This window comes from Rahnella sp. AN3-3W3, from assembly GCF_003263545.1.
GTDB classification, from domain to species: domain Bacteria; phylum Pseudomonadota; class Gammaproteobacteria; order Enterobacterales; family Enterobacteriaceae; genus Rahnella; species Rahnella variigena.
The window spans coordinates 1-15,173 of record NZ_JYDG01000012.1; the positions used below are offsets into that span (position 1 = coordinate 1).

Here is a 15,173-nt window from a genome sequence, read left to right on the forward strand (position 1 = left end):
CCCGCCAGTGGCGCTAACGCGATCACCCAGAACACGCCGGTGCCGAGCGCAGCGGAAAGCACCGGGAACAGGAACAGGGAAAGGGTGGAACTGGCGCGCATCAGCGTCTGGTTGAAACCGACACCCATGCCGCGCAGCGACGTCGGGTAGCTCAGTGAAGCAAACGTCATGGTGTGTGAACCAGGCCCGAAGCCCTGACCGAACAGGAATAACGCCAGCATGGCGATGGAAATCGCCGCTTCACCACCGTCTGCCGGACGGCCAACGACGGCCAGGCCGATCATTGCCACCAGCTGGCAGGCGTATCCGGCATAAGTCATTTTCCATGCGCCAAATTTCGACACATACCGTACCGCAATCAGGCCGCCGACGAAGGCGAAACACAGGTTCAGGCCGAGTGAGAACAGAATAGTGCTGATCATCGACTGTTGCAGGAAGCTGGATAAAATCACCGGCAGACCGAACGCCACGGCGTTATAGGCAAATGATGAGGCAACGGCGGTGACCGTCGCCAGCACGGTGCGGCGCAGATAAATCCCCTGCAACAGCGTGCCGTAGTTGCGCCATGCGGCTTTGCGTACTTTCACCTGCGGGGTTTTATCCGCATCGTCCGCGACGACCGCATTAATGTTATAGGATTTTCGCAGGATCGCCGCCGCGCTTTGCAGGTCGCCCTGATTCGCCGCCCAGACCGGAGATTCATTCATATAATGGTGGCGGATAGCAATAATCAGAATTGCAGGCACTGCGCCGAAACCGAGGATCAGACGCCACAACCAGTCGGTATGCGTGGCTGGCAGCACCGCATAAAGCAGCAGCACCAGCAGATAGGAAACGCTGATCGCCGCGTACCATGTCGGGCACCACATCGCCACGCGCGAGGCTTTATTGCCGCGCCCCTGAAGTTTTGAGAACTCCGCAAGGAACGCCATCGCCACCGGTAAATCGATGCCGACGCCTAATCCCATCACAAAGCGCGAGCCACCGAGCACCCATTCGTTTGGCGCAAAGGCACAGGCCAGCGCGGCAATCACGAAGAAGAACATGTCAGCCATGAACACGCGGTAACGGCCAATTTTGTCGGTCAGATAGCCGCCGAACAATGCGCCGACAATCGCCCCAAAGGTAATCGCCGATGCTACAAAGCCCGCGCCGGAAGGCGTCAGACCAAACTGGCGGGTGATGTCTTTCATCCCGAAGGCCAGTGCGCCGAGGTCGTAGGCGTCGAGGAAAACGCCGCCCAGTGCAATAGCAATCACGATGCGCGCGTCGCTGATTTTCGCCGCGCCGCGGTTCACTAACTGAGTAATATCGGCAGCTGAACGAATCACCACCGGCTGGTCAGACGCAGGATCTGCGCTGTAATCCCCTGAAGAGGCGGCGGGAGAGGCCGCAATTGAATCAGACATTATTGTGTTTACGCTTTTTGACAAAAAAACCAGCATAGAGGCGAGGTGATGCCCGTCACAAGTCCTGATTAGACGTTGAGTGAAAACAAATGGCTATAAGTTAAAATAAAGTGATCTAAGAGGAAGATGTGAGCATTTTTTTCGGGGGGAACAGGTAATCTTGTTTGAGCGATTTCACGGATAAGCTTCGAACATTTCGGTATTTTACTCCGCTACCGCCGCCTGTTTTTATGGCACACCCTCCATTCCCCTGCGCGAAATTGGACTATTCTTGTTAGCAGCTTGTTTATACAGATGAAAGCTCAAAGACTGAGCCGTCGCCGGGCGACAAAACCAACATAACCCGATAAGAGGATAGAGTATGACTGCAACAACTGGGCGAGTACGGGGATTTTCCGTGGCAGCGCTGGCGCTGGTTTCTGCGATAAGTTTCAGCGCACAGGCCGCTGATGATGCCGTACGTGTCGGCTCGAAAATTGATACCGAAGGTTCGCTGCTCGGTAACATTATTATTCAGGTGCTGGAAGCCAACGGTATTCATACCACCAATAAATTGCAGCTGGGGACGACGAAAGTAGTGCGCGGCGCGATCACCGCCGGTGAAATCGATATCTATCCGGAATACACCGGTAACGGCGCGTTCTTCTTCTCCGACGATAAAGATCCGGCGTGGAAAAATGCTCAGGCCGGTTTCGATAAAGTTAAAAAGCTGGATTACGACCAGAACAAAATCGTCTGGCTGGATCCGTCTCCGGCTAACAACACCTGGACTATCGCGGTGCGTCAGGACGTGGCGAGTGCGCACAACCTGAAATCGCTGGGTGATTTGGGCAAATACATCAGCAGCGGCGGCGAGTTCAAACTGGCGGCCTCAGCAGAGTTTATCGAGCGTCCGGATGCCTTACCGGCGTTTGAGAATGCCTATGGCTTCAAGCTTAATCAGGCGCAACTGTTGTCTCTGGCGGGCGGTGATACGGCGGTGACCATCAAAGCGGCAGCGGAAAAAACCTCCGGTGTGAACGCGGCGATGGCCTACGGCACCGACGGACCGGTGGCGGCGCTTGGCCTGCAAACGCTGGAAGACCCGAAAGGCGTGCAGCCGATTTACGCACCTGCGCCTATCATCCGCGAGGCCGCGCTGAAAGCGCATCCGAACATTCCTGATTTGCTCAAACCGGTGTTTGCTTCGCTCGATACCAAAACATTGCAGGGCCTGAACGCGAAAATCGCGGTGGATGGTCAGGATGCGAAAAAAGTGGCGGCGAAGTATTTGCAGGAAAAAGGTTTCGTTAAAAAATAACCGGGCAGTGACGCCCTGAGCACGGCCTTCGGGTCGTGCTCTTTGATATCAGGTAATGTTTTGACTTATCACTCACCCGTTAAAAACCGCGTCCTGCTGACGCTGGTTTTGCTGCTGTTGCTGGCCGGTTTCGGACTGGCCTTCGTCAGTCATGCACCTAACCGGCTGGTCTCCGGCAAAGGTATTTCGCTGGCGAGCCTGCTGAATGGCTATTCTGCCTTACTGCTGTTGCCTGCCGTTTTGCTGCTGGTCTGCGCCTTTCTGAATCTCTATGGCCGCCATCATTTAGTGGTGATGTTACTGGCTGAAATCCTGCTGACCGCGCTGGTCTGGCTGGCTGGTCACAGTGCGGTTCAGCTTGCCGGTGGCGATGAAGACAGTATCGCGCGCACCTCGCTGGGCGGCGGTTTCTGGGCGGGCGCGGCGCTTTGTCTGCTGATCGCCTCCGACGCTATTTCCCGTTTTACCCGCAATCACAGCCTGCGCATTTTGCTTAATGTGCAGATGATCGTGCCGGTGGTTTTGCTGCTGGCGTACGGTCAGCTTGCCGAACTTTCGCTGCTCAAGGAATACGACAACCGTTCCGACGTGTTTAACGACGCGCTGTGGCAGCATCTCGGCATTTTGTCTGGCACGCTGGTGCCTGCGGTATTGATCGGCCTGCCGGTCGGGTTGCTGTGTCACCGTAAACCCCGCTGGCGCGGGCCGGTATTGTCGGTGCTCAATATTATCCAGACCGTGCCGTCGATTGCGCTGTTTGGTCTGCTGCTCGCGCCGCTGGCCGGGCTGGCAAAAGCGCTGCCGTGGCTGGCGGAGCATGGTATCAGCGGCATCGGGCTGGCTCCGGCAATTATCGCGCTGGTGCTGTATTCGCTGTTGCCGCTGGTGCGCGGCGTGATTGCCGGGCTGGAATCGGTGCCGGAAGCGGTCATTGAATCTGCCCGTGGCATGGGCATGAACCGCGCTCAGGTGTTTTTACGTGTGCAGATGCCGATTGCCTTGCCGGTTATCCTGACCGGCGTGCGCATCGTGGCGGTGCAGACGGTCGGCATGGCGATGGTCGCCGCGTTGATTGGCGCAGGCGGGCTGGGCGCTATTATGTTCCAGGGCTTGCTCAGCAGCGCGCTGGATCTGGTCCTGCTCGGGGTGATCCCGGCGGTGCTGATGGCGGTGGTCGTCGACAGTCTCTTTAAATTTGCAGTCTCAATTCTGGAAACCACACGCAGATGATTCATTTCAAGCAGGTTAGCAAACACTTTGCCGGAAAAGCGGTCGTGCGCGATCTCACGCTGGAAATGGCCAAAGGCGAATTCACGGTTCTGATCGGCACGTCCGGTTCGGGAAAATCCACCACGCTCAAAATGATCAACCGGCTGGTGGAACACGATCGCGGTGAGATTTTATTTGCCGGTGAACCGATAGAAAAATTCCGTGCGCAGGATTTGCGTCGCCGGATGGGCTACGCCATTCAGTCGATTGGCCTGTTCCCTCACTGGACGGTGGAAGAGAACATCGCCACCGTGCCGCAGTTACTGAAGTGGCCGAAGGTGAAAATCCGCGACCGTGTGACGGAGTTGCTCGAATTGCTCAATCTGGATCCGAAACAGTTCCGGCATCGTTATCCGCATCAGCTTTCCGGCGGGCAACAGCAACGCGTCGGTGTGGCGCGTGCGCTGGCCTCGGACCCGGAAGTATTGCTGATGGACGAACCTTTCGGTGCGCTCGATCCGGTGACCCGCGCCACGTTGCAGGAAGAAGTGGCGCGCATCCACAAAATCACCCACCGCACCATTGTGCTGGTGACGCACGATATTGATGAGGCGCTGGCACTGGCCGACCGCATCGTGCTGCTCAACGACGGACAAGTGGTGCAGCAGGGCACACCACTGGAATTACTGACCCGGCCAGCGACGCCGTTCGTGCGTGATTTCTTTGGTGGCAGCGATATGGGGATCCGGTTGCTGTCACTGCGCGAAGTCGGTTCACTGACGCGGCGCGGCGAGCCGTATTCCGGCAGCCAGCCGCCGCTGAAGGATTCGATGAGCCTGAGTCAGGCGCTGTCAAAATTTGTCGCGCAACGGGTTCAGCAATTGCCGGTGGTCGATGAACAGGGCCAGCCGCTCGGCGTGCTGCATTTCGCCGATCTGACCACTGAGAGGAATGGCGCATGAAACGGATATTCGCAGATCCTCTGATTTGGTTATTCGCTTTACTGCTGGGGCTGATTTTCGGCATGACCTCGCTCGGCGGCCTGTTCCACTGGATGTTCCCTGAGCTCAGCAGGCCGGTATATCAGCAGGAAAGTTTCGCCTCGCTGGTGGAAGCACATTTATTACTGGTCGGCATTTCCAGTCTGATCGCGGTGGTGATAGGTGTGGCGGCCGGTGTAGGCGTGACGCGTCCGGCGGGCAAGGAATTCCGCTCACTGGTGGAAACGCTGGTGGCGATGGGGCAGACATTTCCGCCGGTCGCGGTGCTTGCGGTTGCGGTGCCGGTGATGGGATTCAGCGAAAAACCGGCGATTATCGCGCTGGTGCTTTACGGGTTGTTGCCGATTTTGCAGGGAACGATTGCCGGGATTGAATCCGTGCCTGCCTCGGCGCGTGAGATTGCGCAAGGCGTGGGCATGAGCCGCTGGCAGATGTTGCGGAAAGTGGAAATTCCGCTGGCCGCGCCGGTGATTATTTCCGGCATCCGCACGTCGGTGATTATCAATATCGGGACGGCGGCGATTGCCTCATCGGTCGGCACGTTAAGCCTCGGATCACCGATTATTATCGGCCTGAGCGGCTTTAATACGGCTTATGTGTTGCAGGGCGCGGTGATTGTGGCGCTGCTGGCGATTTGCGTGGATATGCTGTTTGAACGCTGGAGCCTGTGGTTACAACGCTGGCAGCAGCGATCGGCAGACGAATCAGTGCGTTGATGCAGAAGACGGCGCAGGGACAACAGAAGGGGCGTCGTTATCGCTGACAGGTTTAGCGTCGTCCTGGATCACCACTGCATAACCGGCAACCATTACGCCGCCAATTGCGCCCATCGCCATCAGACCAAACAGCGCGATAAATAATTTTTTGCCAAGCGAATTCATGTGCAATACCTCAGAAATTTGAACGACGAATTATAAATCGTTTCGTTACCCCTGCAACAGACTATTCATGCTGTGACTACATTATCGTTGCCGTCAGCGATTTTTTTGTCATATGCAGAAACTTTTTAGCAACATTTTGACGCGATCGCACAGATTCCCTTGCCGGAAATCAGGCCAATAGCGTTAACTGTTGGCTTTCATTATCACGCTAATAAGTTCTTCCTATGACTGGTTCCGTCACCCGTTCTCTGCTGCCATTAATTGCTGCACTGTTTGCGTTGTATTTTATCTGGGGTTCTACGTATTTCGTTATCCGCGTCGGCGTGGAAAGCTGGCCGCCGCTGATGATGGCCGGTCTGCGTTTCTTTGTCGCCGGATGCATTTTATTTACATTTCTGCTGCTGCGCGGACATAAAGTCCCGACGCTGAAACAGTGGATGGCCGCCGGTGCCGTGGGAATTTTGCTGCTCTCGGTCGGCAATGGTTTGGTGACGGTGGCGGAACATATGCAGGTGCCGTCCGGCATTGCCGCCGTGATGGTCGCGACCGTTCCGCTGTTTACCCTGTGTTTCAGCCGCCTGTGGGGAATGCCCAACAGCCGTCTGGAATGGACCGGTGTCGCCATCGGCCTGTTTGGGATTGTGCTGCTCAATACCGGCAGTAATCTGGAAGGGAACCCGTGGGGCGCGGCGCTGATCCTGCTCGCCTCATTAAGCTGGGCATTCGGTTCGGTGTGGAGTTCGCGCCTGCCGCTGCCAGCAGGCCTGATGGCCGGTGCTGCGGAAATGATCATCGCCGGTGTGGTATTGCTGGTTGCCAGCCGCGTTACCGGCGAACATCTGACCGCGACGCCATCGCTGCACGGTTTTCTGGCGCTCGGTTATCTGGTGGTCTTTGGCTCTATGATCGCTATCAGCGCCTATATGTTCTTACTGAAAACCGTGCGTCCGGCTGTCGCCACCAGTTACGCCTATGTGAATCCCATTGTGGCGGTTCTGCTGGGGATCACCTTCGCTGGCGAATCCCTGTCACCGGTCGAATGGGTGGCGTTAGGCGTGATCCTGTGCGCAGTCCTGCTGGTGACGCTGGGGAAATTCGTGTTCGGGCGAAAAAAATCGGTGATTAAGGAAGTGAAGGTTTAACTGTCCTCCCCCTGCGCAGGGGAGGAAGCAGATCGAACTTACCTACTTCTTCTCAAAGAAGATCGACACCCGCGCGACTTCCACGCCGAATTTTGTCAGTGAGGTGACGTTGAACAGGTGCTGTTCATCCTGCTGATAAATCCAGTCATCGAAGGTCAGGCGGTAGGTGCTGCCGCCTGATTTCACATCCATCACGTATTTCCAGTTAAACGCGTTACCGGCAGAATGACCGGTGGCGGTTCCGATAATATCGCCCGCCGTGCCGCTATAGCTGCCGTCAGCGAGTTTGCGGATGTGCCAGACGCGGGTTTGCTTCTCGCCGTCGTCATACACAAAATCCTCATGCAACGTCAGCGTATCGCCCGCCACGTCACCACGAATTTTCACGGTAAAGCGTCGCGTTTGTTTGTTGCTGTAATCCTGCACCATGCCGTACGCCACGCTGTCACCGGCGAACCAGGCAAAAATATCCAGCTTCGGCTGAGCCTGAGCGTAATCCTCAATGTTGGCTTTACAGCCGCTGAGTATCACAATGCAGCCCATCAGTAACGCAAAAAAACCTTGGCGAAAAACAGTCATAAAGCCTCCGGTAAGAGGGATGTCAATCCGATGCGGTAGCACCGGTCAGTTTGCTGCGTAAATCCGGATATTGCGTTTCAGGGGAGAGCCAGATGGCCAGGAATGCATCACGAAAAGCCGGGGTGAATGCGTTGCCCGCCGGATTTATCATCACGCTGTTGGCCGCACGGCTGTAAAACTGCCCGCCGTTTTCTGTGGCGACAAAAATGATTTCACTGCCATTACTGACGTCCGGCCAGGTATTTTCAACGGCGTCCAGCCAGCCATTTTTTTGCGCCTGTGCCAGCAATCCGAGTGCCTGCCACTGTTCTTCTGTGGCTTTGGTCAGTTCCTCGCGATCAATACTGCGCAGATAATCAATGTCTAACGCCAGTGGCCATTTTTGGGGCTGATATGTGCCGTCAGGGGTCAGCAACTGCGAGTTGTAAACCTCAAACGGTCCCCAGCTGAGCGTGGCGTGCCCGACAGGTTTCCACTGTTCCCACGGCACAGCGGCGAAAAGCGGGGAGCAGAACAGCAGCAGCGCGGCGGTTAAAAGTGCTTTCATCAGCTTCTCCGCAGGGAATGTTGGTTAAGCAAAACCGGCAGGCTGATCAGCGGTAAAAACAGCGCCCAGCCCGCGGCCAGCGCCAGCCAGACGTACAACGGAGTGGCCTGAAGTTGCATCGCACCCAGGTTCATGCCGATAAAATAAGCCAGCGGGCCGCTGACGGCACCCAGCGGAATTAACCAGTACACTTTCAGGCGTAAAACCCCCAGCAGCCACAGCCACCACGCGCTGAAACCCAGCCACAGCGCCATCATCCACGCGGGCACGGCGGCAGAATCAGTAAACTCAAACAGACCCAAAATGCACCACAGCGAATCCATCATAATGCCCAGCGTACAGGCCACCGCGACCCACAAACGGCGGCGCGACGGGGTGAACGCCAGCATCAGAAAACTGCTGATCAGCAGAAAAATAATAAAACGGTCGCGCCCCCAGACTGCCAGCGTCCACCAGACGTCGAAGCCTGCTGCCAGCAACCAGAAGCGCAGGGACATCATCCGCGTCGCTCGGCGGTCAGTTGTACGGTGCTGATGGTGCGGGCGCGGAAACCGGCCTCGCAATAGCACAGATAAAACAGCCACAGGCGGCGGAAATGCTCGTCCTGCCCGTCACCGGTTTGCGTATTCCAGTAACGCTGCACACGCTCGCGCCATTCATGCAGGGTGCGGGCGTAATCGGAACCGATATCAAATAAATCACGCACCACCAGACTGGTGCAGCGCGTCATGGTGTCATTCATGGCGGTGATGGACGGCAGAAAGCCGCCGGGAAACACATAACGCTGGATGAAATCGACTTTGCGGCTGTAAGACGCGTAACGCTGATCGGCAATGGTGATCGCCTGGATAGCCATACGTCCCTGTGGTTTAAGCAGGGCATTACAGCGTTTGAAAAAGGTGGAGAGATAACGCTTTCCGACCGCTTCGATCATTTCAATCGACACCAGTTTGTCGAACTGGCCGCGCAACGAGCGGTAGTCTTCACACAACACCGTCACGCGGTCGCTCAGCCCGGCTTTTTCAATACGCTCGCAGGCAAAGCGGTATTGCTCGCGGGAAATGGTAGTGGTTGTCACCTGACAGCCGTACTCACGCGCGGCAAATTCTGCCATCGCGCCCCAGCCGGTACCGATTTCCAGCAAATGATCTCCTGCATGCAGTTGCAGCTGTTCGCAAAGACGGCGCATTTTGGCTTCCTGCGCCTGTTCCAGCGTCATTTGCGGTTCCTGATACCAGGCGGAGGAATAGAGCATTTTCTCATCGAGAAAGCCCTGATAAAAATCGTTGCCCAAATCGTAATGCGCGGAGATATTTTTTCGTGCCTGAGAAGGGCTGTTGCGACGGAAAAAGTGGATCAGGTTATTGGCGGGCGTGCTGAGCCAGCTCAGTCGTGCTTCGAGCTTGTCCACCAGTTTCAGGTTCTCTGCCAGCAGCTGTAACACCGTCGTCAGGTTTGGTGTGGTCCAGTCGCCATCAATAAAGCTTTCACCCGCCGCAATGCTGCCGCCCAGTAAAACCCGGCGATAAGCGCGCAGACGATGAACTTCGATTTCACCCTGCAAAGGCGCTGTGTGATCACCAAAGAAAATGGCGTCTTCGCCCGGCTCCCGCAGGGTCAGACCGGCTCCTTTCAGCTGCCTGAGCACGCTCAGAATCAATGCGCGTGCGGCCTTGCTGCGCCTGTTGTTCGCCCCTTCGCGGGCGAGCTGCACTTCAGGTTGGCTCATGGTCAGTCCTTATCAACGGGAGGATGAGAATAAATGGGGGCCCGTTTCAGCCACAGTTTCAGCGCCTGCCAGTAAATGGTCAGCGCGGTCTTTGCGGTCATCAGGGGCAGCCGCCACAATTGCTGACGCAGCGCCTCGCGGGTCAGCGGGCGGGCGGTCAGAGAAAGGGCAGCATCGAATTCCCGTTCTTTGCGGTGATTTTCGATAGTGATGTGTAACTGTTTTCCAGGAGGTGTCAGGCGCCAGTGATAGACCATGTCCATCGGATTGAAGGGCGACACATGAAAGGCTTTCGGCACAGGCTGCGAGCCGTCAGGGAGCACCGCGTAGGTGTGGCGTTCATTCCAGGGCGTATTACGCACTTCGGCCAGCATCCAGCGCAAAATCCCACTTTGATCATAAAGGTAGTAGAAGTTGACCGGATTGAAATAGCAGCCGAAATAACACAGCTGACAGAGCAGCATCACGCGTCCTTCGGGGCGTTCGCCGGTCAGCTCGGCAATTCTCGCCTGAGCTTTGGTTTTGATATCGCCACCGCCGAGATAATCTTTACGGCGAAAACTGGCCGGAGAAAATTTTTCCAGCCGGATACCCAGAGCGGGTAACGCGTCCAGTTCATCGAGATCAATCAGCGGCATGAAAATGTCATAGTCAAAACGATGCTCAACCGGCGTAAACCGGCGATGGCGCACCGTGCCAACATACAGCTGGCTGTTCATGACGCCTCCCGTTTTTCCGGCGCAGGTTCTGCCTGTGCACTGAATAACCGCAGGCTCAGTTGTTCCGCCACGTCGCGTGCGCTGTTAACACCGTCTTCATGAAAACCGTTATACCAGTAAGCGCCGCAAAACCAGGTGTTGTGGTGGCCGTTGATCCGGTAACGCTCCTGCTGCGCGTGGTGGCTGGCCAGATTCAATACCGGATGCATATAGGTGGCGCGGAATAACACCTTGCTCTCATCAATCGGCGTCAGCGGATTGAGGGAAACACAAAACGTCTGCGGCGCGTTCAGTCCCTGCAAAATATTCATGTTATAGGTCACGCTGGCACGGCGGCTGTGCGCCGGATTGCTGTCGCGAAAATCGCCGCGCCCCGCCGGATGGAGCGTATTAGGCAGCTGATAATTCCAGCTCGCCCAGGCGCGTTTCTCGCGCGGCAGCAGATGCGTGTCGGTATGCAAAATGACATCATTGGCCTGATAAGGCAGCGCGCCGAGAATGCTTGTTTCTGCGTCCGTTGCGTTCTCACCCAGAATGCTCAGCGCCTGATCGGAATGGCAGGCGAAAACTACCTGATCAAACCGTTCTTCACCCTGTGCTGAATGCAGCGTCACGCCGCCGGATGTGCGGACAACGCCAGTGACCGGTGTACTGGTCAGCAGTTTTACGCTGGCGGGGAGTTTCTCCTGCATCCGGCGGATATATTCCCGCGAACCGCCCGGCACCACCATCCACTGCGGACGGTTAGTGACATCCAGCAGCCCGTGGTTATTGAAAAAGCGCAGAAACATCGACAGCGGGAAATTCGCCATATCGCCGAGAGAAGAGGACCAGATCGCCGCGCCCATCGGCAGCACATAATGCAGGGCGAAGAACGGCGAAAATCCATTTTGATCCAGCAAATCAGCCAGTGTGTCTTCGTCATTATGCGGATTGAGCAGGCGTGCCTTACACAATTTGTTAAAGCGCAAGATTTCGAAAATGAACTGCCAGAAACGCGGTCTGAACAGGTTGCGGCGCTGGGCAAACAGGCTGTTGAGCGAATGCCCGTTGTATTCGAGCTTGCTGAGCGGATTACGCACAGAAAAACTCATTTCAGTCGGCTGACCTTCGATACCCAGCTCTTTGAGCAGGGCGATAAAATGCGGATACGTGCGGGTGTTATAGACAATAAAACCGGTATCGATGGCGTATTCCTGACCGTCTGAAATCACATCCTGCGTGGCGGTGTGACCCCCTAACGTTGCCGATGCCTCAAAGACGGTAATTTCGCAGTCCGGCTGGTTCTTTGCCAGTAACCAGGCACAACTCAGCCCTGAAATCCCGCTGCCAACGATAGCCACTTTAGTCGTCATTTTATTTCACCATTTTCCGGCATAACCATTTTTGCAGACCGACCGGCAGCAGCGCGGTAGTTTTCAGCAAACGGGCAAAGAGAGGAGGGAAGGCAATTTCGCTGGCGCCGTGCGCCAGTTTTTTACGGATGTGTTTTGATGCCTGCTCCGCCGTCACCATCATCGGCATCGGAAAATCATTGCGTGCTGTCAGCGGCGTTTCGACAAATCCCGGCTGGATCAGGGAAATGTGAATCTGACGTTTGGCCAGATCCACCGCCAGAGAACGGGCGAAAAAGGCCAGCGCGGCTTTCGAGGCACCGTAAGCTTCGCTGCGTGAAAAAGGCAAAAGCCAGGCCACGGAGCCGACCAGCGCCACGCGGCTGCCGGGAGCCAGGCGCGGCAGCAGGGCATCGAGACAATTCACCGGGCCGATGAAATTGGTGTTCATCACGCGGACGACTTTTTCAGCCTCAACCACGCCGTCATCAAGATATTCGCAGGTACCGGCGCACAGGATGACCAGATCGGCCTGCACGTCCTGCAACGCCTGACGGGTTTCTGATAAATCGGTGATATCAAAACGTAGCGGGATAATCAGCGGACTGGCGGAGGCGACCGCAATGAGTTTTTCAGCGTCACGTCCGCAGGCGATGACTTCCCAGCCTTCTGCGGCATAGTCCTGAGCCAGCTGTTTTCCGATACCCGAACTGGCACCGGTGATTAGGACGCGGCGCATTATTTCAACCTTGCTTTAACCGCGCGGACAGCGCCGCCGAGCACAGGAACATGCTCATACAACATCGCACCGAGATCGTAATAATCGCGCTGATAGGCAATCCGGTTATCTGACAGGCGCAGATGGCTGGCGCCATTAAGAAACATAGCCTGACCTTTTTTCAGTGCCGGATGCGAAAACTCCATCCGCCAGAACAGCGACGCTTCAGCGCCACTGGTCAGCGGAGGCTGAATGTCAAAGCGGCAGTAATTCACTTTTTTGAGCAACTGCGCGAAATAGCGTTCGAGCGCATCCACGCCGTCGTAATGTGAAACGGGATCAATAAACACCACATGCGGATGATAAATACGCGAAAGCTGCGGCAGCAGGCTTACATCCAGATGGCTGTAAAATTCGCAAAGCCGGGTCAGAACATCAGCGGGTATCGCGGGTTCAGGAAAATGTGTAATCATTATTTTTTCCTTCCATTACGTACTGGCACTATCTGCAGAACCGGAGGCGTGCCTTCACCGTGAAGACTTTCGACATTATCGTTTTCATCTTCGCTGTCTTGTGAGCCAAGCAGCAGGGAAGCACTGCCCAGAAGAAGTATCGACAGGCCCTGTTCAACCCAGTTCAGCAGGCGCTGGCGCTGAATTTGCGTCAGTTTGCCTTCAGCCCATAACAGGATTTGCGAACCACTGAGATTTTCAAGATGCGGGTCATCGAGCGGGGCCGGCATGATGTCGATCTGCATTCCTTCCTCGCAGCGCACAATGGCTTCCAGCCATAGCTCGGTGCTGTCCAGATGTCCCCAGCCGACCAGCGTCGCCGGATTGCCGGGACGTTTACGGGCAGCACCCATACACATCACCGCGTGTTCGATGATCAGACCGTCAAGCTGGCTGCGTAACATCAGCAGGCGCGGATCCCCTGCACTGAGGCGCGAGCGCAAGGGTCTGAGCACGTTATTCACAAAAGATGCCGCCGGATATTCACGACCGAGTTCCGTCATCAACTGACGGACTTTATTGCTGCGGCCATCCTGCAATGCGGTCAGCAAACTGTGCTCTGACTGCGACCAGCCGCCCGGCAGTGCATCCACTTTGCCTTCGAGCAGGGATTTCACCTGACCAACAGGTATCCCGCGATTAATCCAGCCCAAAATAGTGCGAATGGTGTCAAGGTCATCATCATTAAACAGACGATGGCCGCCTTCGGTGCGCTGCGGTTTTAGCAAGCCGTAACGGCGTTGCCAGGCACGCAGCGTGACCGGGTTGATACCACAAATTCGGGCGACTTCGCCGATGCTGTAAAGAGACATAATGAATTCCAAAATTTTCGCACTAACTGATCTTAACTCTAGCGCCAGATTGCAAAGCTGTACAACTTTATTATTTTTGTACAACTTGCCTAATACTTTTCACCTACATTATTTTAACTTGCAATGTTCTCATATCAGAGATATTTTCCCGATATTGAGATTTAACCGCGGGGTAAGAAAATGGAAGAAGGGCAGGAAAGTCAGGATCTGCGTCTCGCTGAGCGTCTGGCAGAATTACGTATCGGGCAGGGCTGGTCACTTGAACAACTGGCGCAACTGACCGGTATCAGCCGTGCCACACTTTCGCGAGTCGAGCGGGCAGAAACCAGCCCGACGGCATCTTTGCTGGGCAAACTGAGCGCGGCTTACGGGCTGACGACTTCACGCCTGCTGATGGCGCTGGAAGATAACCCGCCGGAGCTTATACGCCGCGCGCAGCAACCTGTCTGGCATGATCGCGAAACCGGTTTTGAGCGTCGTTCGGTCTCCGCGCCCGCCCCCGGTTTTCGTGCTGAGCTGATTTCCGGTTTGCTGAAATCAGGCGCGACCATTTCGTATGATTCCCCGCCGGTGGACGGCCTCGAACAGCACATCTGGATGCTGGAAGGTGTACTGGAATTCACCCTCGATGGCCGCTGTTACCGGCTGGAAGCGGGCGACTGTCTGCGTTTTCATCTTCACGGCACAACATCTTTTCACGTACCCGGCCCGCAGGATGCCCGTTACGCCATCGTTATTTCACGTCCTTAACCTCTGATGAAAAGGGTTATTCCCATGCAAAGCAGCAATGAAGAAGTGGTGATCAGCGAAGTGCAGGGCGGCGTGCTGACGCCTGCGGATCTGGATGCGCTGGCGGAGACGCTGATGCAATCCGTCGCACTCGGCGCAAGTATCGGATTCATTTTGCCTTTTGGTTTTGTGCAGGCGCAGGCCTTTTGGCAAAAGCTTTTGCCAGCTTTTGAGCGTGGTGAAAAGCGTCTGCTGGTGGCGCGGGTGGCAGGGAAAATTGCCGGTACTGTGCAACTGGTGGTCGATCAGCCCGCCAACGGCATCCATCGCGGTGACGTGGTGAAACTGATGGTTCACCCCGATGGCCGCCGTAAAGGGCTCGCCCGTAAGCTGATGACGGCAGTCGAAGCGCTGGCACGCGAAGAAGGTAAAACCCTGCTGGTACTGGATACGGTGACGGGCAGTCCGGCACAGACATTGTATGAAAATCTCGGTTTCACCCTGAGCGGAACGATCCCGCATTATGCGATGTCGACGGAAGGGATGCTGGAA

At 55.9% G+C, this 15,173-nt stretch carries 18 protein-coding genes; 7 read left to right on the forward strand and 11 right to left on the reverse strand.

The annotated features are described in order from the left end of the window. Positions 1-1,409, reverse strand: a 1,409-nt coding sequence (locus UC15_RS05215) for an MFS transporter (RefSeq protein WP_112287472.1), incomplete at its 3' end; no start/stop codon positions are given. A gap of 361 nt (positions 1,410-1,770) precedes the next feature. On the opposite strand from UC15_RS05215, the gene UC15_RS05220 reads away from it, so the two are divergent. The 4 genes from UC15_RS05220 to UC15_RS05235 are packed head-to-tail and all read left to right on the forward strand — an operon-like array spanning position 1,771 to position 5,635. Beyond that, the gene (locus UC15_RS05220) at positions 1,771-2,709 is read left to right on the forward strand and encodes an ABC transporter substrate-binding protein (RefSeq protein WP_112287456.1); all 939 of its coding nucleotides are present in this window, start codon (positions 1,771-1,773) and stop codon (positions 2,707-2,709) included. A gap of 60 nt (positions 2,710-2,769) precedes the next feature. Next, positions 2,770-3,939 (forward strand): ABC transporter permease, encoded by a 1,170-nt coding sequence (locus UC15_RS05225; protein ID WP_112287457.1) that lies wholly within the window; start codon positions 2,770-2,772, stop codon positions 3,937-3,939. Next, a complete protein-coding gene (locus UC15_RS05230) occupies positions 3,936-4,880 on the forward strand; it encodes an ABC transporter ATP-binding protein (protein WP_112287458.1) in 945 nt (314 codons plus the stop codon). Before UC15_RS05225 ends, UC15_RS05230 begins: the two co-directional genes overlap by 4 nt. Next, a complete protein-coding gene (locus UC15_RS05235; RefSeq protein ID WP_112287459.1) occupies positions 4,877-5,635 on the forward strand; it encodes an ABC transporter permease in 759 nt (252 codons plus the stop codon). The genes UC15_RS05230 and UC15_RS05235 overlap by 4 nt, the downstream gene beginning before the upstream one ends. Here the strand turns inward: UC15_RS05235 and UC15_RS25750 are convergent. Continuing rightward, a complete protein-coding gene (locus UC15_RS25750) occupies positions 5,624-5,800 on the reverse strand; it encodes a hypothetical protein (protein WP_198659663.1) in 177 nt (58 codons plus the stop codon). The genes UC15_RS05235 and UC15_RS25750 overlap by 12 nt on opposite strands. A 224-nt stretch (positions 5,801-6,024) precedes the next feature. Here UC15_RS25750 and yedA point away from each other — a divergent pair, with 224 nt between their 5' ends. Next, on the forward strand, positions 6,025-6,942 hold the full coding sequence (gene yedA / locus UC15_RS05240) for a drug/metabolite exporter YedA (RefSeq protein WP_112287460.1): 918 nt from the start codon (positions 6,025-6,027) through the stop codon (positions 6,940-6,942). Positions 6,943-6,984: 42 nt separating this feature from the next. Here the strand turns inward: yedA and UC15_RS05245 are convergent, their stop codons facing one another. From UC15_RS05245 to UC15_RS05285, 9 genes are read right to left on the reverse strand one after another with little or no spacing between them, the layout of a single operon-like run. Then, the gene (locus UC15_RS05245; RefSeq protein ID WP_112287461.1) at positions 6,985-7,521 is read right to left on the reverse strand and encodes a DUF3833 domain-containing protein; all 537 of its coding nucleotides are present in this window, start codon (positions 7,519-7,521) and stop codon (positions 6,985-6,987) included. A 22-nt stretch (positions 7,522-7,543) separates the two neighbouring features. After that, positions 7,544-8,068: a hypothetical protein gene (locus UC15_RS05250; RefSeq protein WP_112287462.1), complete on the reverse strand. Its 525-nt coding sequence runs from the start codon at positions 8,066-8,068 to the stop codon at positions 7,544-7,546. Further along, positions 8,068-8,568 carry a DUF2878 domain-containing protein gene (locus tag UC15_RS05255; RefSeq protein ID WP_112287463.1) on the reverse strand — a complete coding sequence of 167 codons (501 nt, stop codon included), beginning with the start codon at positions 8,566-8,568 and terminating at the stop codon, positions 8,068-8,070. The genes UC15_RS05250 and UC15_RS05255 overlap by 1 nt, the downstream gene beginning before the upstream one ends. Next, on the reverse strand, positions 8,565-9,797 hold the full coding sequence (locus UC15_RS05260; RefSeq protein WP_112287464.1) for a cyclopropane-fatty-acyl-phospholipid synthase family protein: 1,233 nt from the start codon (positions 9,795-9,797) through the stop codon (positions 8,565-8,567). Before UC15_RS05260 ends, UC15_RS05255 begins: the two co-directional genes overlap by 4 nt. A 2-nt stretch (positions 9,798-9,799) precedes the next feature. After that, entirely contained in the window at positions 9,800-10,516 is a 717-nt protein-coding gene (locus UC15_RS05265) for a DUF1365 domain-containing protein (RefSeq protein WP_112287465.1), read from the reverse strand. Further along, positions 10,513-11,871: an NAD(P)/FAD-dependent oxidoreductase gene (locus UC15_RS05270; protein ID WP_112287466.1), complete on the reverse strand. Its 1,359-nt coding sequence runs from the start codon at positions 11,869-11,871 to the stop codon at positions 10,513-10,515. Before UC15_RS05270 ends, UC15_RS05265 begins: the two co-directional genes overlap by 4 nt. Position 11,872: 1 nt before the next feature. After that, a complete protein-coding gene (locus UC15_RS05275; RefSeq protein ID WP_112287467.1) occupies positions 11,873-12,589 on the reverse strand; it encodes an SDR family NAD(P)-dependent oxidoreductase in 717 nt (238 codons plus the stop codon). Then, positions 12,589-13,041, reverse strand: a complete 453-nt coding sequence (locus UC15_RS05280; RefSeq protein ID WP_112287468.1) for a nuclear transport factor 2 family protein — start codon at positions 13,039-13,041, stop codon at positions 12,589-12,591. The genes UC15_RS05275 and UC15_RS05280 overlap by 1 nt, the downstream gene beginning before the upstream one ends. Next, positions 13,041-13,892, reverse strand: a complete 852-nt coding sequence (locus UC15_RS05285; protein ID WP_112287469.1) for a MerR family transcriptional regulator — start codon at positions 13,890-13,892, stop codon at positions 13,041-13,043. The genes UC15_RS05280 and UC15_RS05285 overlap by 1 nt, the downstream gene beginning before the upstream one ends. A 180-nt stretch (positions 13,893-14,072) precedes the next feature. On the opposite strand from UC15_RS05285, the gene UC15_RS05290 reads away from it, so the two are divergent. Both UC15_RS05290 and UC15_RS05295 read left to right on the forward strand, forming a co-directional pair. After that, positions 14,073-14,642 (forward strand): helix-turn-helix domain-containing protein, encoded by a 570-nt coding sequence (locus UC15_RS05290; RefSeq protein ID WP_112287470.1) that lies wholly within the window; start codon positions 14,073-14,075, stop codon positions 14,640-14,642. Positions 14,643-14,666: 24 nt separating this feature from the next. Next, positions 14,667-15,173: GNAT family N-acetyltransferase (locus UC15_RS05295; protein ID WP_112287471.1), on the forward strand; the 507-nt coding region annotated here is incomplete at its 3' end.

What these genes read in the sequence shown, in the direction of transcription:
- UC15_RS05250 (WP_112287462.1), bottom strand. Translation starts at nt 8,068, where the DNA reads ATGAAAGCACTTTTAACCGCCGCGCTGCTGCTGTTCTGCTCCCCGCTT.
- UC15_RS25750 (WP_198659663.1), bottom strand. Translation starts at nt 5,800, where the DNA reads ATGAATTCGCTTGGCAAAAAATTATTTATCGCGCTGTTTGGTCTGATG.
- UC15_RS05265 (WP_112287465.1), bottom strand. Translation starts at nt 10,516, where the DNA reads ATGAACAGCCAGCTGTATGTTGGCACGGTGCGCCATCGCCGGTTTACG.
- UC15_RS05220 (WP_112287456.1), top strand. Translation starts at nt 1,771, where the DNA reads ATGACTGCAACAACTGGGCGAGTACGGGGATTTTCCGTGGCAGCGCTG.
- UC15_RS05285 (WP_112287469.1), bottom strand. Translation starts at nt 13,892, where the DNA reads ATGTCTCTTTACAGCATCGGCGAAGTCGCCCGAATTTGTGGTATCAAC.
- UC15_RS05275 (WP_112287467.1), bottom strand. Translation starts at nt 12,589, where the DNA reads ATGCGCCGCGTCCTAATCACCGGTGCCAGTTCGGGTATCGGAAAACAG.
- UC15_RS05230 (WP_112287458.1), top strand. Translation starts at nt 3,936, where the DNA reads ATGATTCATTTCAAGCAGGTTAGCAAACACTTTGCCGGAAAAGCGGTC.
- UC15_RS05245 (WP_112287461.1), bottom strand. Translation starts at nt 7,521, where the DNA reads ATGACTGTTTTTCGCCAAGGTTTTTTTGCGTTACTGATGGGCTGCATT.
- UC15_RS05280 (WP_112287468.1), bottom strand. Translation starts at nt 13,041, where the DNA reads ATGATTACACATTTTCCTGAACCCGCGATACCCGCTGATGTTCTGACC.
- UC15_RS05235 (WP_112287459.1), top strand. Translation starts at nt 4,877, where the DNA reads ATGAAACGGATATTCGCAGATCCTCTGATTTGGTTATTCGCTTTACTG.
- yedA (WP_112287460.1), top strand. Translation starts at nt 6,025, where the DNA reads ATGACTGGTTCCGTCACCCGTTCTCTGCTGCCATTAATTGCTGCACTG.
- UC15_RS05255 (WP_112287463.1), bottom strand. Translation starts at nt 8,568, where the DNA reads ATGATGTCCCTGCGCTTCTGGTTGCTGGCAGCAGGCTTCGACGTCTGG.
- UC15_RS05290 (WP_112287470.1), top strand. Translation starts at nt 14,073, where the DNA reads ATGGAAGAAGGGCAGGAAAGTCAGGATCTGCGTCTCGCTGAGCGTCTG.
- UC15_RS05270 (WP_112287466.1), bottom strand. Translation starts at nt 11,871, where the DNA reads ATGACGACTAAAGTGGCTATCGTTGGCAGCGGGATTTCAGGGCTGAGT.
- UC15_RS05260 (WP_112287464.1), bottom strand. Translation starts at nt 9,797, where the DNA reads ATGAGCCAACCTGAAGTGCAGCTCGCCCGCGAAGGGGCGAACAACAGG.